We start from the raw sequence: 20,740 nt of genomic DNA on the forward strand, positions 1-20,740 counted from the left end.
GGATGTCAGTGGGGATTTTACTTCATTAGAAAACTTGTTCGACTTCAACGACGCCGGCTACTTCTTCAAGCAGGGCACGTTCGATACCAGCTTTCAGTGTGATTGTTGAACTTGGGCAGCTGCCGCAAGCTCCCATCAAACGGAGTTTGACGATACCATCTTCTACATCTACGAGTTCAACGTCTCCTCCGTCACGAAGAAGGAACGGACGCAATTTTTCGAGTACTTCGTTTACTTGATCAAACATTTCCATGCGTAAACACATCCTTTCTTATAGAATCATTGTAACAGGGTTGAAAAATGTTCTCAATCTGGAAAACTTGTATACTAAAAAAGAAGTGTAACAAATAGGGGGGGACCACAGATGGAAATCAAGGTATATGGGGCGGCACAGACGTGTCCGAGTTGCGTCGGGGCACCGAGTTCAGAAGAGACCTACAGCTGGCTGCAGGCCGTTCTTGGACGGAAGTACGAGACGGCATTGACGTTTGAATACGTGGATTTCGAAGCGGCACCGGTCGAGGATGAATGGATTACGGCTCTTCAGGACGATGTTTATTTTTATCCGCTTGTTCTGCTTGACGGTGAGATGGTCGATGAAGGATACGTCCAGTTGAAAAAAATCACGCAGGCAATTGACAGAAGACTTGAAAAAACGGCCCCGGAATGACCGGCGCCGTTTTTCTTATTTAATTTTTTTATGTTTCCAGAGCACACCGGACTTCAGAAGACGTGGAACTTTCCCTGTCAACGCCTGTTTCCCCATGACGATGCCGAAGCCGTCTGACTTTCCGAGTGATCCGAGCATACCGCGCAATTTGATTTCCGGCAGTTTCGGTAATTTTTTGCCGGCCCATTTTGCCTGCAGGACATCGACGACCTGATCGGCCTGATGCTCGGCAAGCTGACCGCTTGGCGCATACGGGAGACTGGCACAATCCCCGATGACGAACACATTTTCATGTTCCGGCACGTGGTGGTGTTCCGTCAGCTTGATCCGTCCGCCGCTGTCAGCTTCAAAACCAAGATCACGGACGACTTTAACCGGTTGCGTACCCGCTGTCCAAATCGTTAAGTTCGATGGATAGGCGTCATCCCCGTTTTGAACATCATCCGCCGTGACGAAGGTGACGTTCGAGTTATTGATGACTTCGACGTCATGCTCCTCGAACCATTCCTGGACGTAGGTCGACACTTTATCCGAGAGGAAGGACAGAACGGACGGTCCCCGGTCGAATAGGCGAATTTTCAAATCTTTCCGGCTTTCGTGCAGTTCACTCGCGAGCTCGACTCCGGATAATCCGGCTCCGACGATGGAAACGATCGCACCGGGTGAAAGTCCGCAAATCGCCTGTTGTGTTTTCCGTGACTCTTCGAGTGTCTGGATGCTGTAAGTAAACTCTTGTGCCCCCGGTATGTTATGGTATTTATCTTCACAACCTAAGGCGATGATCAAATCATCATAAAACAATTCCGTTCCGTCTTGCAGATGAACGGAGTTCGTCTCTGGTGAAATCTTTACGACATGTCCATACTTATATGAGAGATGTTCCCCTTCCGGAAACGCGATCCGGACATCCCGGTCCGACAATGTTCCGGCAGCAAGTGCATAATACTCTGTTTTTAACGCGTGGTACGGTAAACGATCGACGAGCGTCACAGCGACATCTTCATCCTTGAATCGTTCACAAATCCGCATGCCACCATATCCGCCACCTAAAACAACCAGTTGCTTCATAACTTAAAATCCCCCTTAGTTCCCCTAAATCAGTCTGACCTTGTATAATACGACATGAGGAAAGATAATTCCTGCCTGAAGGAGGAAAAAAAGTGAATCCGATTATTGAATTTTGTATCAGTAACTTAGCGACAGGGACTCAGGTCGTCATGCAACAGCTCGAACGGGACCCGAATGTCGATGTCGTCGAATATGGTTGCCTCGGTTATTGCGGGATTTGTTCGCTTGACCATTTTTGTCTCGTCGATGGAGAAACTGTTGTCGGGGAGACACCGGAAGAACTGCTTGAAAAGATTTATCAGAAAATCGAAGAAAACGAGCTCTAAAAAAATCCCCGTGTCTCACAAGAGACCGGGGATTTGTGTCTGTCAGCGGGCGCGGCTTCGGACTTAGACAGTTTGTTGACGACGTGTCATCCAAGGTTTTAGTTTCAGGAACAGCGGGATGAAGAGTGCTGAGATGAACATCGCCTTGATGATGTTAAACGGTAAGATACCGGCTGTAATCGTCGTCCACTTGACGGCAGGGTCAAGCATGTAGTCCATACCGAAGAACCAAGCGTACGCTGGAAGAATCAAGATATAGTTGAGGATGGCAAGACCGAGTGCCATCGTGATCGTACCTGCGACAAGACCGGTTGCGAGACCTTTTGTCGATTTCTTTTTATGATAGAACCAACTGACCGGAAGAATGAAGGCAACGCCAGCTGCGAAGTTGGCAAGCTCACCGACCGGAACACCACTTCCGCGGAAGATGTAGTACAGGACGTTTTTGAGTGCTTCGACGATGACGCCGGCAACAGGTGAGAACATGATTGCGGCGATCAAAGCAGGAACATCACTGAAGTCGATCTTCAAATAGTTCGGTAAAAACGGAAGCGGAAAATTCAGTAGCATAAGAACAAATGAAATTGAACCTAACATCGATAATGTGACCATTTTTTGTGTGCGTTTCATACGAGTATAATCTCCTTTTGCTCGTTCCTCTCGATGAAGTATTGGCATGTCTGCGTTCAAAATAAACCCCCATCGAAGTGTTCGATGGGGGAGAAGTCCGCAGTAAACTAAGCCTGAACGATTTTTGCAAAATCGGTTCAAGAAAGAAACATGCCGCCATCTTCTCCCATCCAGACTATACTGTCGGCTCCTGAGTTACACAGAATCAGCAAATAGCGCCCTATTCGCTCGCGGGCTTCAGGCGAATCGCCTGTTTACCGCCGGTCGGGAATTTCACCCTGCCCTGAAGATGGAACGATTTAATTTTTTTTAATACAACTTATTTATACAACGAATTCAAGATTGTTTCAAGCAACTAGGTTTCGATTCCCCTTAAAATTGCGTATACTAATAAAAAAGGGAAGGTGATGACATGATTCATTTAACAGAAGCGGCCGCACTGCAAGTCAAAGAAATGATGTTGCAGGCGCCGGACGATGAACAAAATCTGCGCATGCTCGTCCAAGGCGGCGGATGCAGTGGTCTCTCCTACGGCATGGGGTTTGACAGTGAAAAAGAGACGGACTTGACCTTTGAGCAACACGGAGTCAAAGTCATCGTTGATCAAAAAGATTATCCGGTCGTTAAAGGACTGGAAGTAGATTATAAACAATCCATGCTCGGAGGCGGATTCACGATTACGAATCCAAATGCAATCGCGACATGCGGTTGCGGGACGTCGTTCCGAACGGCGACGAATGCCGGCACACCGGGCGGCTGTTAATGAAATGACTTGTATCGCAGACGATTGCCGTCTGCGATTTTTTTGTTTTCACGAGCGATTGACAGGACTTTTCAATAGAGATGGAGAAGGACTAACAGGAACGTTAGCACGCTATGATGAGGGAGGACTATCGATGCGAAAGGTACTGATTTTCGGTGGAACACGCTACTTTGGTCGACGGTTGGCATTACGGCTCGCGGAATCGGGGGATGATGTGACGATTGTCACGCGTGGGGAACATACGCCGCCTGTCGCGAAGGGCTTGACATTTTTTAAAGGGGACCGGACATCAAGCAGTACAATGAAGGATCTTGGAAGTCAAAACTGGGATATCATCTATGACAATATTTGTTTTAATCCGTATCAGGCGAAGCTTGCGGTCGATGCCTTCGAAGGGAAAGTCGGGCGTTACATTCTGACGTCGACGATGTCGGTCTATGAGCAGGGCGGGACAAACATTTCCGAGCGGTCCTATAATCCGTTTCCCGGGAAATATGATCTCGAAAAAGAACATGATTACGGCGAAGGAAAACGTCAGGCGGAAAGTTATTTCTTCCAACGGGCGACTTTCCCGGTCATTGCCGTTCGTTTCCCGGTTGTCCTCGGACCGGATGATTACACGGAGCGGCTGATCTTTCATGTCAAACGGGCACTAGCCGATCAACCGGTCATCGCTGAAAATCTGTATGCGAAGATGGGATATATCTCGAGTTATGAAGCTGCAGCTTTCCTCGAGTGGTGCGGCCGTTCGACGATGACAGGACCAATTAATGCCGCGAGTGACGGCGTATTATCGATTCAGGACTTAATGGATAAGATTGATCACGTGGCAGGAACGACATCACGGTTTGAGACGACAGGCGAAGAGCCGTCACCGCTTGCACCGGATCACGATTTCTATATGGATACGACGGCAGCCAAACAAGCAGGATATATCTTCCAACATGTTGATGACTGGCTTGATCGTTTGATTGAAGAGGAGGTCCGGAACCACAAATGATTACCTTAATTAAACCATCGCTGCACTTGGAACCGGAATACCTTGATTATGTATCAGAGTGGCAAGAATCCGGTGAAAGCATCGTTCCGAGTGTCGTCAGTAAAACGTTTCTGCCGTTGGAGGATTTTTTGGAAGAACAGGAACAAGAGGAACGGGTGGCCCCGACGAACTGGGTGACCCACTCGACGTATTGGTTGTATGACGGGGAAACGATTGTCGGTGCAGTCAATTTCCGGCATGATCTAAACGATCAATTGCAACAAGTCGGAGGGCATATCGGTTATGGCATTCGACCGAGTGCGCGCAATAAGGGGTATGCGACGGAAGGATTACGGCAAGCGCTTGAATTTGCGCGAAAGCGGGGACTTGCCTCCGTCTTGATCACCTGTAGTGCGGATAACACCGCATCCGGTCGTGTCATTTTGACAAACGGTGGTCAAGAAATCGAATCTTACATCAAAGAAGATGGAACACGGGTCCGGCGATTTATCATTCCACTATGAATACCGGATTTTTAACGATTCGACGAGCCGACATGGAAGACGCTGCTGCGATTGCCCGGATTCATGTCGCATCTTGGCGGGAAACATATCGGACGATTATTCCGGATGCATATCTCGATCAGTTATCTGCGGAGAAGCGGGAACCGGGTTGGCGGAACAGTCTTGCCGAAGGTCCGGTTTTCGTGGCACTTGATCAGACAAACGAAATCGTCGGTTTTGCGAACGGCGGACCAAACAGGGAAAATGATGCGACGGAGGGAGAGCTGTACGCGCTCTATCTGTTGAAAAGCCATCAGGGGCAACGAACCGGTAAACGGTTGTTTGATCACGTGTTGGAAGATCTCAGGCGGAAAGGCTTCTCGTCTTGCATGGTAAGTGTGCTGGCAGATAACCCGTCCCGTCATTTTTACGAACGTTTCGGCGGACGACTCGTTTCCGAAAAAACCATCGAGCGGGGTGGGAAACAGCTGAGTGAGTGGACGTACCGAATTACACTCGATCCCGTATCCAACGCATAAGCCCAAAAAACAGCGTCCCTTCGATTTCCGAAATCGAAGGGACGCTGTTGTTCGTGATCACTTAATGATTTTTCACTTTTTCGAACAGACTGGTTGAGTGTTGCGGATGGCGGGCTGATGGATCAACAAGCAACTTCGCCTGGTTGACGGCAATCGGTGCTTCTCCGAAACCGGTCGCGATCAATTTGACACGACCGTCATACGTCGCGATGTCGCCGCAGGCAAATACGCCGGGAATCGCAGTTTCCATCTTCGAGTTGACACGGATGGAATTCCGTTCGAATTCGACCTCCCACTCTTTAAGCGGTCCGAGTGATGAGACGAAACCAAAGTTACAGACGACATCATCGGCACCGACGACAATCACTTCATCCGTTTCGGCATGTTTGAATGTCAGCGTCTCGATACTGTCTTCTCCGGTGACGGATTCAAGGGTATAAGGTGTCATGACATTGACAGACGAGTTATGCAACAATTCGACCGTATGCTCATGGGCGCGGAATTTATCGCGTCGGTGAACGAGTGTGACGGATTTCGCGATTGGCTCGAGCATCAGCGACCAGTCGACTGCGGAATCACCGCCGCCGAGCAGGACGACCTGGCGATCTTTGAAGCGGTCCATCTCGTTGACGAAGTAGTGTAAGTTACTGCCTTCAAATCGTTCTGCGTCCGCGACACCGAGGGGACGGGCAGCAAATGAACCGTTCCCGGCTGTCAGGATGACGGTTTTCGTATAATGTTCACCCTTGTTCGTGACGAGACGGATCAGTCCATCATCCAGGCGTTCGTATGCAAGAACGGTTTCGCCGAGCACATACGTCGGATCAAATTCATTTGCCTGTTCCAGCAGACGGTCGACCAGGTCCTGGGCTTTGACTTTCGGGAAGCCGGCAATATCGTATATATATTTTTCAGGGTAGAGCGTCGCCAGCTGTCCGCCGAGTTGCGGCAGACTTTCAATGACTTTCGTCTTCATTTGACGCATGCCTGAATAAAACGCGGTGAACAGCCCGACCGGACCGCCCCCGATAATCGTGACATCATATGGTTGGTGCATCTGAGTCCCTCCTAAAATTGGATACCTCTATTATATAGGAAGTAGGGTTCGATGTTGCAAGTACGGGACATCTCACATTTTTTTGGGTTTGCATAATTTCCCTTTGCAATCTATGATAGAAAATGGTTCAATAAACGTATAGACGTGTGAACATTATTTGAACAAAGTTTTTGAGCATTTATCTGCAATTGAATGTGAAGAAAATCACAACAAAACTATTATGCGTAAGGGGTATCAGAACATGAACACACCAAACATTGTTATTCTTGGAGCCGGCTACGGTGGATTGATCACAGCAGTCAACCTTCAAAAGAAACTTGGCGTCGACCAAGCCAACATCACATTAATCAACAAACACGATTACCATTACCAAACAACGTGGCTACATGAACCAGCAGCAGGTACGATGTCTGCTGAACAAGCACGTATCTATATCAACGATGTCATCAACCCTTCACGCGTCAAGCTTGTTAAAGGAATCGTCGAAAAAGTCGATACAGCAAGCAACACGGTGAAACTCGTCGACGGTGGAACAGTCCCTTACGATTATGTCGTCGTGGCACTCGGCGGAGTTCCTGAAACATTCGGCATCAAAGGATTGAAAGAGAACGCTCTAACAATCAGTTCATTGAACAGTGTCCGTAAAATCAAAGAGCACATCGACTACTCATTCGCAGAGTACAAAACGACAGGTTCAACAAACCGTTCACTCTTGACGATTGTCGTCGGTGGCGCTGGGTTCACGGGTATCGAGTTCATGGGTGAGCTCGTCAACCGGATTCCTGAACTGTGCAAACAATATGACATCCCGCGCGAACTCGTTCGTGTCGTCAACATCGAAGCTGCACCGACTGTTCTTCCTGGATTCGATGCAGATCTCGTAAACTACGCACACAAATGGCTTGAGCGCCAAGGCATCGAGTTTAAACTCGGTAACGGCATCAAGGAATGTGGACCGGGCAGCGTTACATTCGGACCGCTCCAAGGGGATACAACAGAAACAATCGAAGCGAACACAATCATCTGGACTGGTGGCGTCAGCGGTAACCCTGTTGTTGCAGCGTCTGGTTTTGAAGCAATGCGTAACCGTGTTGTCGTTCAAGAAGACCTCCGCGTTCCTGGACATGAAAATGTCTTCATGATCGGTGACTGTTCAGCTGTTATGGATCCGGCTTCAAACCGCCCATACCCGCCGACAGCACAAATCGCAACACAACAGGCACATAAAGTGGCTGAAAACATTGCTGCACTCATCGGTGGACGTCAAACATCGACATTCACATACGAAAACAAAGGAACTGTCGCTTCACTTGGTCATAAAGATGGAATCGGAATGGTCTTCGGTAAGAAGATTTACGGCCGTAACGCATCGTTCATGAAAAAAGTCATCGACAACAAACATTTCCTTGAGCTTAAAAAGATTGGTCTTGCCATCAAAAAAGGTAAATTCTAAGTTCACGTTTTAGGCAAATGTACACTCGTGCATTTGCCTTTTTTGTCGGTTATACTAAAAGAGATTCAAAGGGGGAACATTATGCATATCATTCAAGCCGTGATCGGGAGTGTTCTATATCTCGTCATGTTCTTTAGTATCGGTTTTATCTTAAACATGTTGTTACGCAGTACGTGGATCATGCTTGTCCTGTATCCGATTATCATCATCATGATGATTGATAATCAGTCGACACTGGATTACTTCACGAATGCGCGTGAAGCGATCCCGAAACTCGGGGAACGCATCATGGGTCTGCAGACGGCGGATATCACGATGTTCGTTGCCGGTCTTGCCGGAATCATCATCGCCGGAATGTCAATTCGCTTCCTGCGTAAGAGCGGTTACCAAATGTTTTAAAGTCTACTTGAGTGAGTAGGCTTTTTTAGTATGTGAAAACACGTTATAATAAAATCAGTGTCTTTAAAAAAATGTGTAAGAGCAGATAGGGTTGAGAGCGAATGGATAAACAAATGTACCACGTTATCAAAGTCTTAAATAATAATGTCGTCATTTGTTCGACTGGTGCCAACCAGGAAGTCATTATCCTCGCAAAAGGGATTGGCTTCGGTCGGAAGCCAGGCGATCAACTAACGGATCTTGATAAATTGGAAAAAGTGTATACGTTAAAAGATAAAGACGAGCAAGCGCAGTACAAGGCGCTTGTCGGACATCTGGATGAAAACTTCATCGCTTTGATGAATGAGATCGTTTCAATGATCGAAACGCGATTCGGAAAACGGGTCGACGAGCACATTCATATCGGACTGACGGACCATTTGACGTTTACGTTCAAGCGGCTCGAACAGGGAATGGAAGTCACAAATCCGTTTCTTGCGGAAACGGAAGCCTTATATCCGGAAGAGTATGCGCTCGCTGAAGAAATCGTCGAATTCATCAGTGCCGAGATGAACTTTTATTTACCTCCGGCCGAAACAGGATTTATCGCCCTTCATATTCACTCGGCGACGAACTTCAAAGATGTCCTCGAAGTGAACCGGCATCATCAATTGGTCGGATTGATTGCCAGTCATATTGAACAACGATTACAGATTAAAATCGACCGGAAATCACTGGATTACAAGCGTTTAATCCGGCACTTGCGTTCAGCGATTGAAAGGGTTTCCAATGGGGAGTACCTAGAGGCGCCAGAAAAAGTAGAAAAGCTATTGCGCGAAGAATATCCGCTGTGCTATGATACTGCTTGGGAGCTGATGTCCATCATGGAACGTCAGTTGAAGAAAGCGGTACCGCGCGGTGAAGCGACGTATCTTACGATGCATCTGCAACGCTTAGTGCAGTACGATTTAGGTAAATGACCGCACGGACTACGTGTTACTGATACGATCAGGCATGAGTGGGATGTCGGGCAAGATAATTTATTTCCGTTATTTTTACGGGATAAGTGTATTTTGTCTACAATCCGCTCGTGCCTGATTTTTTTCTGTAAAAATCGGTCAGATGTCTGACTTTTTTCGACCTGTCATTGGTATTATTCCTTATTCTTAGCTCGTACATCAAAAGGAGGAAACACACATGTTCAAACAGATTTTCGCTGTTCTTCAACGTGTTGGTAAAGCGTTGATGCTTCCTGTTGCGATTTTGCCTGCTGCCGGGATCTTACTTGGATTCGGTAACGCGATGCAAAATCCGAACTTGACGTCAAAACTCGAGTTCTTAAAAAATGATGCAGTCATCAAGGTTGCAAAATTGATGGAAGCAGCCGGGGATATCATCTTCGGTAACTTAGCACTCTTATTCGCGGTCGGTGTCGCGATCGGATTAGCAGGGGACGGCGCAGCCGGACTTGCAGCCATCGTCGGATTCCTGATCATGAACAAAACAATGAGCGTTTGGCTCGGCGTTACACCAGAAATGGTCGCTAACGGACAAGGGTACGCTAACGTACTCGGTATCCCGACACTTCAAACAGGAGTTTTCGGTGGTATCATCATCGGTTTAATCGCAGCCTGGGCCTACGGGAAGTATCATAATCTCGAATTGCCGCAGTTCCTCGGATTCTTCGCAGGAAAACGTTTTGTTCCAATCGTTACAGCAGTTGTTTCATTATTCGCAGGTCTTGTACTTGTTTTCGTTTGGCCGTTCGCTCAAGACGGATTGAACACATTCTCCCACTTCATGATGGAGAAAAACCCGACTCTTGCAGCATTCGTCTTTGGTCTCATTGAACGTTCATTGATTCCATTTGGTCTTCACCATATCTTCTACGCACCATTCTGGTTCGAGTTCGGTTCTTACACGAACAAAGCCGGCACAGTTGTTCACGGTGACCAAGCGATCTTCTTCGCTCAGTTGAAAGATAACGTTGCATTGACAGCTGGTACATTCATGACTGGTAAATTCCCGTTCATGATGTTCGGTCTTCCTGCAGCAGCACTTGCTATGTACCATGAAGCACGCCCAGAGCGTCGCGCAGTCGTTGGTGGTCTTCTTGGATCAGCAGCACTTACAGCTTTCTTGACAGGTATCACAGAGCCAATCGAATTCGCATTCTTGTTCGTTGCTCCGATCTTGTTCGCAGTTCACGCAGTCTTCGCAGGTCTTTCGTTCATGACAATGCAATTGTTGAACGTTAAAATCGGTATGACATTCTCAGGTGGATTGATTGACTTCCTTCTCTTCGGTGTCCTTCCAGGACGCACGCAGTGGTGGCTCGTTATCGTCGTCGGTCTTGTTCTTGCAGTTGTTTACTACGTCGGATTCCGTTTCGCAATCCGCAAGTTCAACTTGAAAACACCAGGTCGTGAAGACGAAGTACAAGAGACATCAATGGCACAAGGTTCTGAACTCGCAGCTGGTATCCTTGATGCACTCGGTTCTGAATCAAACATCAAACACCTTGACGCATGTATCACACGTCTTCGTGTTGAAGTTCTTGATAAATCAAAAGTTGATAAAAACGAATTGAAAAAATTAGGTGCGGCTGGAGTACTTGAAGTTGGTAACAACGTTCAAGCCATCTACGGACCAAAATCAGATAACATTAAATCTGAGATTCAAGCCGTCATCAACTCACGTAAACAAGAAAAGTCAGTCTAATATTTAAAAGAGCTTTCCCAATTTGGGAAGGCTCTTTTTTTGTGGAAAGAAACATCAGACAAATAGTTTTGCGCAAGAAACATTAAGGGTATGAAGTAAGTAGTTTGGTCAAAAAAAGGAGGGAAATCACTGATGTGGAAAAATGTGTTCGGTGTATTGCAACGGATCGGTAAAGCTTTGATGTTACCGGTCGCAATCCTACCGGCAGCGGGGTTGCTCCTGGCGTTTGGTACGGCGTTTCAAAACCCGAATCTGACGCAGTATCTTCCGTTTCTCGAAAATGACGCACTGGTCGTCATTTGGCGGGTCATGCAGGATGCAGGGGATATCATCTTTGCCAACTTAGGATTACTGTTTGCCGTCGGGGTTGCGATTGGTCTTGCGAACGGTGAAGGGGTCGCAGGACTGGCCGCAATCGTCGGATTCTTGATCATGAACAAAGTTATCAGTTCATTTTTACAGATTACGCCTGAAAAGATTACAGAAGCACAAAAATCGAGTGATTTATCGTATGCGACCGTTTTAGGAATTCCGACCCTGCAAATGGGGGTGTTCGGAGGGATTATCGCCGGGTTGATTGCGGCGTACAGCTATAATAAATTCTTTAAGATTAAACTTCCGGATTTCCTTGGATTCTTTGCCGGTAAACGATTTGTACCGATTGCTACAGCGCTATTCAGTTTAGTCGCTGGTTTTGCCCTGTCCTATATTTGGCCGCCGATCGGAACAGGGATCAATACGTTCTCAAAAACCATCATCGAATCAAACGAAACGTTATCTGCCTTCATCTTTGGATTAGTCGAACGTTCCCTCATTCCATTTGGTCTCCACCATATCTGGTATTCAAGTTTTTGGTTCCAATTCGGTGAATACACCGATAAAGCGGGCAATCTTGTCAACGGGGATCAGCGGATCTTCTTCGCCCAGTTAAAGGATGGTGTCCCGTTTACAGCCGGAACGTATATGACCGGGAAATATCCGTTCATGATGTTCGGACTTCCGGCTGCCTGTCTTGCGATGTACCATACGGTTGCGAAAGATCGCCGGAAAGCAGTTGAAGGATTATACTTCTCAGCTGCCCTGACTTCATTCCTGACAGGGATTACGGAACCGGTTGAGTTCTCGTTCGTATTCGTTGCCCCGTTGCTGTTTGCAGTCCATGCAGTATTTGCAGGATTGTCATTCATGATCATGGACATCTTAAACGTCAAGATCGGGATGACCTTCTCCGGAGGATTGATCGACTATACGCTGTTCGGTATTCTGCCGAACCGGACCTCCTGGTGGCTCGTTATTCCGGTCGGTCTCGTCTTTGCCGTCATCTATTACTTCGGTTTCCGTTTCGTCATCAAGAAATTTGATTTGAAGATTCCGGGACGTGAAGCGATTCAGGAAGGTGCGGCGACAGCCGGTGCGACAGCCGGTGAATTGCCGTATGAAATTCTCCAGGCATTTGGCGGACCTTCAAATATCAAACATTTGGATGCCTGTATCACACGGCTTCGGATTACCGTCAATGATAAATCCGGTGTCAATAAAGAGCGCTTAAAACAGTTGGGTGCTGCCGGTGTCCTCGAAGTCGGGGACAACGTTCAGGCTATCTTCGGTCCGAAATCGGACGGTATTAAAACGGAGATGGCAGAAATCATGAACGATCCGAATTACCAACCACCAGCCAAACCGGAAGCCGATCCGATTCCGCAGGTTCCGACAGGCGCGGAAGCACGGACGGACAACCGGACAGATGACCGGTCCGGATTAGCCGGAACAGATGGTGCCTATGTCCCGAGCGAAGGATATGTCTCGCCACTCAGCGGTGTGATTCGTTCCCTTGATGATGTACCCGATCAAGTCTTCTCCGGACGGATGATGGGTGACGGTTATGCCATCGAACCGACAGAAGGATATGTCGTTTCTCCTGTTTCCGGTGAAATCACGACGTTCTTCCCAACGAAACACGCGATTGGTATTTTGGCCGATAACGGGGATGAAATCCTGATTCATATCGGTATTGATACAGTATCGCTCGAAGGAAAAGGATTTGAAGCGTTGGCGAAAGCCGGCGACCGGGTCGAACCAGGTTCACCGTTATTGAACGTCGATCTGGAACAAATCCGACCACTGGTTCCATCATTGCTCACACCAATCATCGTCACGAACAGCGGCGACCGGAAAGTCTCCGTTGATGTTGGTAAAACCGTTGAAGCGGGTGAAAAGATTTCGTATGACATTAAATAAGAAGTGGATGCTGAACACGACTCCGATTTTGGAGTCGTGTTTTTTTTTGTATTCCGTGAACATTCAACGATGAGATTTTGCACATATGATGATACAATGAATAAGCTATTATGAAGATTAGCTATTTTTTGATAAGAAAGAGGTGAGTCGATGGCTACGACTTCGACAAAAACACGTTATGTCGTGTTAGGATTACTGATCGGGATTTTAGTGGCAGCAATGGATAATACGATTGTTGCGACAGCGATGCCGACGATTGTCAGCGAATTAAACGGCTTCGACCAATATGCGTGGGTCACATCGGCCTACATGATTGCGACTGTAGCGGGGATGCCGATCTTTGGTAAGTTAAGTGATATGTACGGGCGGAAGCGATTCTTCTTATTCGGCATGTTGCTGTTCATCACAGGGAGTATCCTGTGTGGAATGGCAGACTCGATTGTTGAACTTTCCGTGTATCGTGCGATTCAAGGTTTGGGTGGCGGAGCGTTAATGCCGATTGCCTTTACCATCATCTTTGATATTTTCCCGCCTGAAAAACGTGGGAAAGTCAGTGGTTTGTTCGGGGCCGTCTTCGGAATTTCAAGTATTTTTGGTCCGTTGCTGGGTGCCGTCTTAACAGATGCCATCAACTGGCGTTGGGTCTTTTACATCAATATTCCCCTCGGATTATTGGCGCTTGCCCTTGTTTCTTTGTTTTACAAGGAGTCACCGATTCACCGGACGCAAAAAATCGATTATGCCGGTGCTGTGACGTTAGTGGCAGGACTTGTTTTGTTTTTGCTGGCCCTTGAAATGGGCGGAAAAGATTATGCGTGGAACTCACCGCAAATTCTTGGTTTATTTGGCGGGGCGATTGTTGCCTTCATCGTCTTCGGGTTCATCGAACGCCGGGCAGCGGATCCTGTCATCACGTTCAGTTTATTTAGACGGCAACTGTTTGCTGCGACACAAGGCGTAGCCTTCTTTTACGGTTTTGTCTTCATCTCTGCCAGTGTCTTCATTCCGATTTTTGTCCAAGGTGTCTTCGGGGGCAGTGCGACCAACTCGGGTCTGATCTTGATGCCGATGCTGATTGCATCCGTCGTCTCTGCCCAGCTCGGCGGACGATTACCGAATAAATACGGATTCCGGAATGTCATGCTTGTCTCAGCGGTCTTCTTCTTGTTAGGAGTGTATCTCTTAAGTACGATGTCGCTTGAAACATCGCGCACCGCCATCACAATCTATATGATCATTTTAGGATTTGGTGTCGGCTTCAGCTTCTCGTTACTCAACCTGGCAAGTATCAACGGGATTGAGATGCAACGACGTGGTGCAGCCACATCAATGGGATCGACGTTCCGGACGATCGGCATGACGCTCGGTGTAACGGTCCTTGGAATCGTCCAATCGCGGACCTTCTCATCGACGATCAGTGAACAGTTACCGGGTGGAAACGCACCGGACGGCGGACAATTCCCGACGGCTTCAGCCCTTGCGAAAATGCCGCCGGAAGTAGCAAATGCAATCAAATCGTCACTTGCCGAATCGATTTCGTCGGTCTATCTGTGGGCATTGATTCCGGCTGTACTCGGTGTCATCTTTGTCTGCCTGATGGGCAATGAACGCCCGACGTTAAAAGAAGGACAGGGCGAACGACCGAAAACAAAGCAAGCATAAAGTGTGGTTGAACTATAGTGTGGGTAAAACTATTTAGATAAGCATTAACCGAAGAGAGGGAAGTGGAAGTCAAAATCCACTTCCCTTTTTTGTTGTTCGAAATCATTCGATGTACGAGACTCCTACAGGAAAACTGGCTTGTGTCTCGCCTGAGGAAAGCGAGTGCATAGAATGATTTCGACGTAAACTAATCCGATTTCCCGCACGAAGTATAAAGAAAAGAGAGGACTTTGTTAACACGGCAAAAAAACACGCCCCAAAACGGGACGTGTCAGAAAAGATTATTTTTTAATATCGAACGTTGTGCTGAGGAAGTTAACGACATCTTCCGCTGTGTCCATATCGAGTACTTGTTCGACGATTGCTTCACACTCTGCTTTGTTCAAGCGAGTCATCAGGCTACGTGCGCGAAGGACTGAAGAAGCTGACATTGAGAATTCGTCGAGTCCGAGTCCGAGAAGGATTGGAAGTGCGAGTTCTTCTCCTGCCATCTCACCACACATGCCGACCCATTTGCCTGCTTTGTGTGCTTCTGTGATGACGTTGTTCAAGAGGTTCAAGATAGCCGGGTTGAACGGTTGATAGAGGTATGAAACTTTCTCATTCATCCGGTCAGCAGCCATCGTGTATTGGATCAAGTCGTTTGTTCCGACTGAGAAGAAGTCGACTTCTTTTGCGAATTGCTTCGCCATGACAGCTGTTGAAGGAATCTCGACCATCATACCGACTTCAACGTCTTCTGAAACTGTCACACCTTCTGCTTGAAGGTTTGCTTTTTCTTCGAGAAGAAGTGCTTTTGCTGCACGGAATTCTTCGAGTGTCGCGATCATTGGGAACATGACAGCAAGTTTTCCATACGCGCTCGCCCGGAGAAGGGCACGGAGTTGCGTCCGGAAGAGATCCGTTTGATCGAGGCAAAGACGAATCGCGCGGTATCCGAGGAACGGGTTCATCTCATGCGGGAGATCGAGGTAAGACAATTCCTTGTCGCCACCGATATCGAGCGTCCGGATGACGACTTTTTTATCGCCCATCGATTCGAGAACCGTTTTGTATGCTGTGAACTGCTCGTCTTCCGTCGGGAACGTTTCCGCATCCATGTAAAGGAACTCTGTCCGGTAGAGTCCGACTGCTTCCGCGCCGTTCTCAAGGACACCTTTAACATCGTTTGGTGTTCCGATATTTGCTGCAAGCTCGACATGATGTCCGTCAGCAGTGACTGTTTTTTCGTTTTTGAGTTTTTTCCACTCTTCTTTTTGCGCGATGTACGCTGAACGTTTTTCTTCATATTCTGCGATTTGTTCGCTTGAAGGATTGACGATGACGTCACCCTCTGTTCCGTCAAGGATCAAGAAATCACCGTGTTTGACTTCCGTCAAGACGACTTTTGTTCCGACGACAGCCGGGATTTCAAGAGAACGGGACATGATCGCCGAGTGCGAAGTCCGTCCACCGATGTTCGTAGCAAATCCTTTTGCATACTTCCGGTTGAGTTGTGCTGTATCTGAAGGTGTTAAATCTTCTGCAATGATGATGACTTCTTCATTGATTTGAGCCGGTGTAACGAATGTGATACCGAGCAAGTGGGCCATTGTCCGTTTTGTAACGTCACGGACATCGGCTGCACGCTCGCGCATGTATTCGTTATCCATCGATTCAAAAATCATGACCATCATCTGTGACACTTCATCAAGTGCTTGTGCTGCATTGGTTTTTTCATCGTCAATTTTTGCGTTGACTTGGCTGACGATTTCCGGGTCTTCCAGGATCAACAAGTGAGCTGAGAAGATTTCCGCTTTGTCTGCACCGAGTTCTTTTAATGTGTTTTCGCGGATGATTTCAAGTTCACCCTTCGACTTAACGATGGCGGCTTGGAAACGTTCCTTTTCTGCTGCCGAGTCCTCGATTTTATGCGTCGGAATTTCAAAGACAGGTGTTTCCATTACGAATGCCTTTGCAATCGCAATCCCTGCAGAAGCGCCAATTCCTTTGATGTGCTGTGCCATGTGCATTACCCTCTTTTCAGTAAGTTTTTTCGCCGCAGCGACGTCATTTCTTTGCTATCTATAGATACCCATAAACGCATCTCTCTTAACGGGTCGCTTGCGGACTCTCCCTTTGAATGAAAACGTAGACATTTCTGTCGTTGCCAAATGACCGTTAAATAGAAGTGCCTGTCCTTTTCACCTGTTTAATCCTATCATATTGTGAAACGGGCAACAATTGTTTGAAACGTTCCAAATCGACAAATTAAAGAACGTCTTTTTTGAGAACGGTTTCATTCGTCTCGGAGGCTATCAGTTGGAAAATCAGATCAAACGCTTCATACTTATACCTATCACTAAAGGGGGATTTGAATATGCGATGGAATCAAGTAGATCCACAAGCTCATGTCGAAGTACTCGTTGTCGGTATTTCAGGAAACCAGCCGGTCGAGGAACGGATCCGGTCACTATATCCGGATCGTTTGGATGAATGGGTACGCCGCGGGGACATCTCAACGAAACAAGGAGAACTCCGTTTGCTGCCGACACTGACGGGAACGGTGGAACGAGTGTTGTTCGTCGGTCTTGGCAAGGCGGAAGGACTTACAACGGACGGTCTGCGCCGATTATTCGGAAAAGCGGCTCAGTTCCTGAAGGCACGTCAGCTGTCCAAAGTAACGATTGACGCGACGACCTTCCCGGATCAACCGGTCGAACTGATTGCTGAGACGTTTGGCTTAGCTACATATGAAGTCAAACATTACAAAACCAACACCCGTGCGACATATGATCTGGATGTAACAATCTGGTCAGACGCCGGCGAACAGGCGGTCGAACGTGGAGCGGCACTCGCACAAGCGACGAATCTCGCGCGCCGTCTTGTCACGATGCCCGGAAATTTATTGACGGCACCGGCTTTGGCGGATGAAGCCCGCTTTATTGCCGAGCGTCACGGGCATGAGTTGAAGATTCTTGAAAAAGCCGACATGGAAGCCCTCGGAATGGGCGCATTGCTTGCGGTCAATCAAGGATCGACAATTCCACCGAAGCTGATTGTCCTTGAATACAAAGGAGCAGGCGACGACGCTCCGATTGCAGTCGTCGGAAAAGGTGTGACATTTGATACCGGCGGTTACTCGATTAAACCAAAAGACGGGATTGTCGGGATGAAAGGGGATATGGGGGGAGCGGCAGCCGTCCTCGGATTATTCGAAGCCCTCGGTCACCTAAAACCGGACGTCAATGTCCTCGGTGTCATTCCGGCGACGGATAACATGATTTCCGGTGACGCCTTCAAACCGGATGATGTCATCACGTCGATGGCAGGGAAAACAATTGAAATCCTGAATACGGATGCAGAAGGTCGACTTGTCCTCGCAGACGCTGTCACCTATGCGAAAGAATATAAACCGAAGATGATCATTGATCTTGCTACGCTGACAGGCGGAGTGTTAGTGGCACTCGGGACAGAAATTACCGGTGCCTTGACGAATGATGCCGGTCTGTACGAACGATTCGAAGCCGTAACAAAAGAGACGAATGAGATGGTCTGGCAGATGCCATACGTCGATCAGTTCATCAAGCAAGTCCGCCGCTCGGATGTCGCCGACTTAAATAATTCACCGGGACGAATGGGACATATGATTTTCGGTGGTGCGTTTGTTGGTGAATTTGTTGGCGAGACACCATGGCTCCATCTTGATATCGCGGGAACGTCCGAACAAAAAGCCGCGACAGAGCTCGGTCCAAAAGGGGCGACCGGTGTCATGGTCCGCAGTCTCTATCATTTCGTCGAACGCGAAAAATGATGCGTCTGAACAGTGTCCTCATTTTAGTGACGATTATCAGTATTGTTTGGTACCTGGATTCACGGGAACAGATTCCTTTAGCGGCAGCGACTTTCTTCGGCGTCTTTACGATATTATCGCTGCTCAAGAGTCTGCGGGAGAAGTCCAATGGACGTCACCGGAATTGATGCGGCAAAAGCCGGATGGGTCGCCGTTTCGATTAAAGACGGTCAGTTTTCCTGGACCGTCGCTTCGTCGCTCGACGAGATCGAATGCGGGACCCGGACCTATATCGACATGCCGGTCGGACTGGAAGAAAACAAACGGCGGTCGGTCGACCGGTTACTACGGGAAGAATTGAAACCCGGCCGGACGAGCTGCGTCTTTAACGCCCCGTTACGCACAGCACTTGAACAACCGGACTATCATACGGCAAACGACTATTCAAAGCAACATGCAAGTTTTGGTTTATCGAAACAAGCCTGGTACCTGCTGCCGAAAATCGAGCAGGTCCGGACTCATTACCAACCCGGATGGGTCGAATCCCATCCGGAAGTCTGTTTTGCCCGACTGACGGGTCATCCGGCACGTCACAGTAAACGGACGGTCGAGGGAGTAGCGGAACGGATTGCGCTGTTGCAACGGTATGCTTGTCCGGCTTACTGGGAACTCAACGTGCGTGGTGTCGCGACGGACGATTGGATCGATGCTTGTCTGCTTGCGATTGCGGCAACGTTACCGGCGGTTTATTTGCCGGCTGATTGCCCCGTTGATACAACCGGATTTCCCTTATATGCAGCTTTACCAAAAAAGATCACCTTCACCGAAACGGTGTAGGTGATCCTTTGATAAAGTCCCAAAGATAATGAAAGATTTGAGCGTTGTGTAGTGCTTTAATGATGACCGCAATCAAGGGGCCTAAAATTAATCCGAAGACACCGAATACCTGAATGCCGACAAATAAGGCGATCAACGCGGTGATCGGTTGGATGCCGATATTATCGCCGACGATTTTAGGTTCCATGATATTGCGTTGTAAGATGACGATTGCGTAAAGGATCGCGAGACCGATGGCGAGACCCGTATCTCCCGTAATGATGGAATAGGCAATCCAAGGCAAGAAGACGGAGCCTGTTCCAAGATAGGGCAGGATGTCAAAAAATGCTGCGATAAAGGCGATGGCAAACGGATGCTCGACGCCGATGATCAACAGTCCAATCAGGACGATGAAAAAGGTAATCGTAATCAATGTCAGTTGCGCTTTAATATAACCGAATAAAGCAGACCGGAGACTCGTGACGACCGATTCGGCACGGGCGAACCACGGTAACATCTCGTATTTTTTCAATCGCAGCTCATACCGGTGCCAGTCTTTGGAGATGAAGAACCAGGCGAGCAAGACGATGACTAAAATCAACGCGATGGACGGCAGTGTGGCTAAAACCGTCTGCAACATCCCGGCGACGCTTTTCGAGCCTTCACCGATGGCACTGGCAAGTGAACTGCCGAGTGACTGGATACTGTTTTGGACGGTGTTTTGTTGTGACGGTTCAAGCGACCGGAGGGCTTCCGATGCATCGTTCCAAATGGGAGCCAGCTTTTCATTGTAGAGTTTCTGGAAATAAAGACTCAGCTCCTGGATCTGGGCCGGCAACTGATTGGCGACAAACACAAGTCCACGAATCAACTGCATGATGATCAGGACGAGTGAGCCGATCAACAAACCGCTCATTAAAATAATCGATAGCAGAGCGCCCCAACCGCGGTTGATCCGAAGCCGCTTTTGGAAAAAGTCGACGAGCGGCCGACTGAATAAAGCCAGTAAAAAAGCAAAGACGAACGGGTACATGAAAGAAGACAAGCGAATTATCAGCCAACCGGTGAAAAAGATGGCAAGGATGACGCCAATGAAACGGGCTATTTGCCATAAACGTTCAGTCGACATAAGCAACACCTCTTACTATGTATGTAATGTCATCAT

Annotated in this window: 21 protein-coding genes and 1 riboswitch; of the genes, 15 read left to right on the forward strand and 6 right to left on the reverse strand. The window is 48.0% G+C overall.

All coding sequences use genetic code 11. The features are described 5' to 3' along the window. Positions 1-25 precede the first annotated feature (25 nt). Positions 26-253, reverse strand: a complete 228-nt coding sequence (locus N7U64_RS00005) for a NifU family protein (protein WP_012371190.1) — start codon at positions 251-253, stop codon at positions 26-28. Between the two features lie 111 nt (positions 254-364). On the opposite strand from N7U64_RS00005, the gene N7U64_RS00010 reads away from it, so the two are divergent. Further along, entirely contained in the window at positions 365-670 is a 306-nt protein-coding gene (locus N7U64_RS00010; protein WP_012371189.1) for a DUF1462 family protein, read from the forward strand. A 15-nt stretch (positions 671-685) separates the two neighbouring features. On the opposite strand, the gene N7U64_RS00015 is transcribed toward N7U64_RS00010, so the two are convergent. Next, complete coding sequence (locus N7U64_RS00015) at positions 686-1,738, reverse strand: NAD(P)/FAD-dependent oxidoreductase (RefSeq protein WP_012371188.1); 1,053 nt, start codon at positions 1,736-1,738, stop codon at positions 686-688. Positions 1,739-1,830: 92 nt separating this feature from the next. Between N7U64_RS00015 and N7U64_RS00020 the strand changes: the two genes are divergently transcribed. Next, positions 1,831-2,064 (forward strand): YuzB family protein, encoded by a 234-nt coding sequence (locus tag N7U64_RS00020; RefSeq protein ID WP_012371187.1) that lies wholly within the window; start codon positions 1,831-1,833, stop codon positions 2,062-2,064. Positions 2,065-2,127: 63 nt separating this feature from the next. Here N7U64_RS00020 and N7U64_RS00025 read toward each other — a convergent pair whose 3' ends face one another. Next, on the reverse strand, positions 2,128-2,694 hold the full coding sequence (locus N7U64_RS00025; protein WP_131502143.1) for an ECF transporter S component: 567 nt from the start codon (positions 2,692-2,694) through the stop codon (positions 2,128-2,130). Positions 2,695-2,848: 154 nt separating this feature from the next. Beyond that, positions 2,849-2,989: riboswitch (FMN riboswitch) on the reverse strand. 117 nt (positions 2,990-3,106) lie between these two features. Here N7U64_RS00025 and N7U64_RS00030 point away from each other — a divergent pair. From N7U64_RS00030 to N7U64_RS00045, 4 genes are all read left to right on the forward strand, one after another. Continuing rightward, positions 3,107-3,457, forward strand: a complete 351-nt coding sequence (locus tag N7U64_RS00030) for a HesB/IscA family protein (RefSeq protein WP_012371185.1) — start codon at positions 3,107-3,109, stop codon at positions 3,455-3,457. Positions 3,458-3,590: 133 nt separating this feature from the next. Beyond that, entirely contained in the window at positions 3,591-4,457 is an 867-nt protein-coding gene (locus N7U64_RS00035; protein WP_290827470.1) for an NAD-dependent epimerase/dehydratase family protein, read from the forward strand. Further along, positions 4,454-4,960 (forward strand): GNAT family N-acetyltransferase, encoded by a 507-nt coding sequence (locus N7U64_RS00040; protein ID WP_318927756.1) that lies wholly within the window; start codon positions 4,454-4,456, stop codon positions 4,958-4,960. Before N7U64_RS00035 ends, N7U64_RS00040 begins: the two co-directional genes overlap by 4 nt. Further along, positions 4,957-5,478, forward strand: a complete 522-nt coding sequence (locus N7U64_RS00045) for a GNAT family N-acetyltransferase (RefSeq protein ID WP_318927757.1) — start codon at positions 4,957-4,959, stop codon at positions 5,476-5,478. Before N7U64_RS00040 ends, N7U64_RS00045 begins: the two co-directional genes overlap by 4 nt. A 61-nt stretch (positions 5,479-5,539) precedes the next feature. Here the strand turns inward: N7U64_RS00045 and N7U64_RS00050 are convergent, their stop codons facing one another. Then, entirely contained in the window at positions 5,540-6,535 is a 996-nt protein-coding gene (locus tag N7U64_RS00050; protein WP_012371181.1) for an NAD(P)/FAD-dependent oxidoreductase, read from the reverse strand. A 241-nt stretch (positions 6,536-6,776) separates the two neighbouring features. Here N7U64_RS00050 and N7U64_RS00055 point away from each other — a divergent pair, with 241 nt between their 5' ends. The 6 genes from N7U64_RS00055 to N7U64_RS00080 all read left to right on the forward strand — a co-directional run bounded on the left by N7U64_RS00055 (position 6,777) and on the right by N7U64_RS00080 (position 14,987). Next, positions 6,777-7,988, forward strand: a complete 1,212-nt coding sequence (locus tag N7U64_RS00055) for an NAD(P)/FAD-dependent oxidoreductase (RefSeq protein ID WP_012371180.1) — start codon at positions 6,777-6,779, stop codon at positions 7,986-7,988. An 81-nt stretch (positions 7,989-8,069) separates the two neighbouring features. Further along, positions 8,070-8,387: a YuiB family protein gene (locus N7U64_RS00060; RefSeq protein ID WP_012371179.1), complete on the forward strand. Its 318-nt coding sequence runs from the start codon at positions 8,070-8,072 to the stop codon at positions 8,385-8,387. A gap of 101 nt (positions 8,388-8,488) precedes the next feature. Then, positions 8,489-9,346: a glucose PTS transporter transcription antiterminator GlcT gene (gene glcT, locus N7U64_RS00065; protein WP_012371178.1), complete on the forward strand. Its 858-nt coding sequence runs from the start codon at positions 8,489-8,491 to the stop codon at positions 9,344-9,346. A 217-nt stretch (positions 9,347-9,563) separates the two neighbouring features. Beyond that, positions 9,564-11,087 (forward strand): glucose-specific PTS transporter subunit IIBC, encoded by a 1,524-nt coding sequence (gene ptsG / locus N7U64_RS00070; RefSeq protein ID WP_290827462.1) that lies wholly within the window; start codon positions 9,564-9,566, stop codon positions 11,085-11,087. Between the two features lie 132 nt (positions 11,088-11,219). Further along, on the forward strand, positions 11,220-13,325 hold the full coding sequence (gene ptsG, locus N7U64_RS00075) for a glucose-specific PTS transporter subunit IIBC (RefSeq protein ID WP_290827460.1): 2,106 nt from the start codon (positions 11,220-11,222) through the stop codon (positions 13,323-13,325). 150 nt (positions 13,326-13,475) lie between these two features. Continuing rightward, positions 13,476-14,987: an MDR family MFS transporter gene (locus N7U64_RS00080; RefSeq protein ID WP_290827458.1), complete on the forward strand. Its 1,512-nt coding sequence runs from the start codon at positions 13,476-13,478 to the stop codon at positions 14,985-14,987. Positions 14,988-15,268: 281 nt separating this feature from the next. Here the strand turns inward: N7U64_RS00080 and ptsP are convergent, their stop codons facing one another. Then, positions 15,269-16,993 (reverse strand): phosphoenolpyruvate--protein phosphotransferase, encoded by a 1,725-nt coding sequence (gene ptsP / locus N7U64_RS00085; RefSeq protein WP_318927758.1) that lies wholly within the window; start codon positions 16,991-16,993, stop codon positions 15,269-15,271. A 353-nt stretch (positions 16,994-17,346) separates the two neighbouring features. Here ptsP and N7U64_RS00090 point away from each other — a divergent pair, with 353 nt between their 5' ends. Genes N7U64_RS00090 through N7U64_RS00100 form a run of 3 tightly spaced genes read left to right on the forward strand, consistent with a single transcriptional unit; the run spans position 17,347 to position 19,596 of the window. After that, entirely contained in the window at positions 17,347-18,780 is a 1,434-nt protein-coding gene (locus tag N7U64_RS00090; RefSeq protein WP_318927759.1) for a leucyl aminopeptidase, read from the forward strand. Beyond that, entirely contained in the window at positions 18,777-18,947 is a 171-nt protein-coding gene (locus tag N7U64_RS00095) for a hypothetical protein (RefSeq protein WP_318927760.1), read from the forward strand. The genes N7U64_RS00090 and N7U64_RS00095 overlap by 4 nt, the downstream gene beginning before the upstream one ends. After that, complete coding sequence (locus N7U64_RS00100; protein WP_318927761.1) at positions 18,928-19,596, forward strand: DUF429 domain-containing protein; 669 nt, start codon at positions 18,928-18,930, stop codon at positions 19,594-19,596. The genes N7U64_RS00095 and N7U64_RS00100 overlap by 20 nt, the downstream gene beginning before the upstream one ends. On the opposite strand, the gene ytvI is transcribed toward N7U64_RS00100, so the two are convergent. Then, on the reverse strand, positions 19,580-20,704 hold the full coding sequence (gene ytvI / locus N7U64_RS00105; RefSeq protein ID WP_012371171.1) for a sporulation integral membrane protein YtvI: 1,125 nt from the start codon (positions 20,702-20,704) through the stop codon (positions 19,580-19,582). The genes N7U64_RS00100 and ytvI overlap by 17 nt on opposite strands. Positions 20,705-20,740: the final 36 nt, after the last annotated feature.

It is taken from the genome of Exiguobacterium sp. K1 (genome assembly GCF_033721435.1).
GTDB lineage: Bacteria > Bacillota > Bacilli > Exiguobacteriales > Exiguobacteriaceae > Exiguobacterium_A > Exiguobacterium_A artemiae.

Excerpts from the sequence above, each read along its gene's own strand:
- N7U64_RS00005 (WP_012371190.1), bottom strand. The coding sequence starts at position 253 with ATGGAAATGTTTGATCAAGTAAACGAAGTACTCGAAAAATTGCGTCCG.
- N7U64_RS00010 (WP_012371189.1), top strand. The coding sequence starts at position 365 with ATGGAAATCAAGGTATATGGGGCGGCACAGACGTGTCCGAGTTGCGTC.
- N7U64_RS00015 (WP_012371188.1), bottom strand. The coding sequence starts at position 1,738 with ATGAAGCAACTGGTTGTTTTAGGTGGCGGATATGGTGGCATGCGGATT.
- N7U64_RS00025 (WP_131502143.1), bottom strand. The coding sequence starts at position 2,694 with ATGAAACGCACACAAAAAATGGTCACATTATCGATGTTAGGTTCAATT.
- N7U64_RS00030 (WP_012371185.1), top strand. The coding sequence starts at position 3,107 with ATGATTCATTTAACAGAAGCGGCCGCACTGCAAGTCAAAGAAATGATG.
- N7U64_RS00035 (WP_290827470.1), top strand. The coding sequence starts at position 3,591 with ATGCGAAAGGTACTGATTTTCGGTGGAACACGCTACTTTGGTCGACGG.
- N7U64_RS00040 (WP_318927756.1), top strand. The coding sequence starts at position 4,454 with ATGATTACCTTAATTAAACCATCGCTGCACTTGGAACCGGAATACCTT.
- N7U64_RS00045 (WP_318927757.1), top strand. The coding sequence starts at position 4,957 with ATGAATACCGGATTTTTAACGATTCGACGAGCCGACATGGAAGACGCT.
- N7U64_RS00050 (WP_012371181.1), bottom strand. The coding sequence starts at position 6,535 with ATGCACCAACCATATGATGTCACGATTATCGGGGGCGGTCCGGTCGGG.
- N7U64_RS00055 (WP_012371180.1), top strand. The coding sequence starts at position 6,777 with ATGAACACACCAAACATTGTTATTCTTGGAGCCGGCTACGGTGGATTG.
- N7U64_RS00060 (WP_012371179.1), top strand. The coding sequence starts at position 8,070 with ATGCATATCATTCAAGCCGTGATCGGGAGTGTTCTATATCTCGTCATG.
- glcT (WP_012371178.1), top strand. The coding sequence starts at position 8,489 with ATGGATAAACAAATGTACCACGTTATCAAAGTCTTAAATAATAATGTC.
- ptsG (WP_290827462.1), top strand. The coding sequence starts at position 9,564 with ATGTTCAAACAGATTTTCGCTGTTCTTCAACGTGTTGGTAAAGCGTTG.
- ptsG (WP_290827460.1), top strand. The coding sequence starts at position 11,220 with ATGTGGAAAAATGTGTTCGGTGTATTGCAACGGATCGGTAAAGCTTTG.
- N7U64_RS00080 (WP_290827458.1), top strand. The coding sequence starts at position 13,476 with ATGGCTACGACTTCGACAAAAACACGTTATGTCGTGTTAGGATTACTG.
- ptsP (WP_318927758.1), bottom strand. The coding sequence starts at position 16,993 with ATGGCACAGCACATCAAAGGAATTGGCGCTTCTGCAGGGATTGCGATT.
- N7U64_RS00090 (WP_318927759.1), top strand. The coding sequence starts at position 17,347 with ATGCGATGGAATCAAGTAGATCCACAAGCTCATGTCGAAGTACTCGTT.
- N7U64_RS00095 (WP_318927760.1), top strand. The coding sequence starts at position 18,777 with ATGATGCGTCTGAACAGTGTCCTCATTTTAGTGACGATTATCAGTATT.
- N7U64_RS00100 (WP_318927761.1), top strand. The coding sequence starts at position 18,928 with ATGGACGTCACCGGAATTGATGCGGCAAAAGCCGGATGGGTCGCCGTT.
- ytvI (WP_012371171.1), bottom strand. The coding sequence starts at position 20,704 with ATGTCGACTGAACGTTTATGGCAAATAGCCCGTTTCATTGGCGTCATC.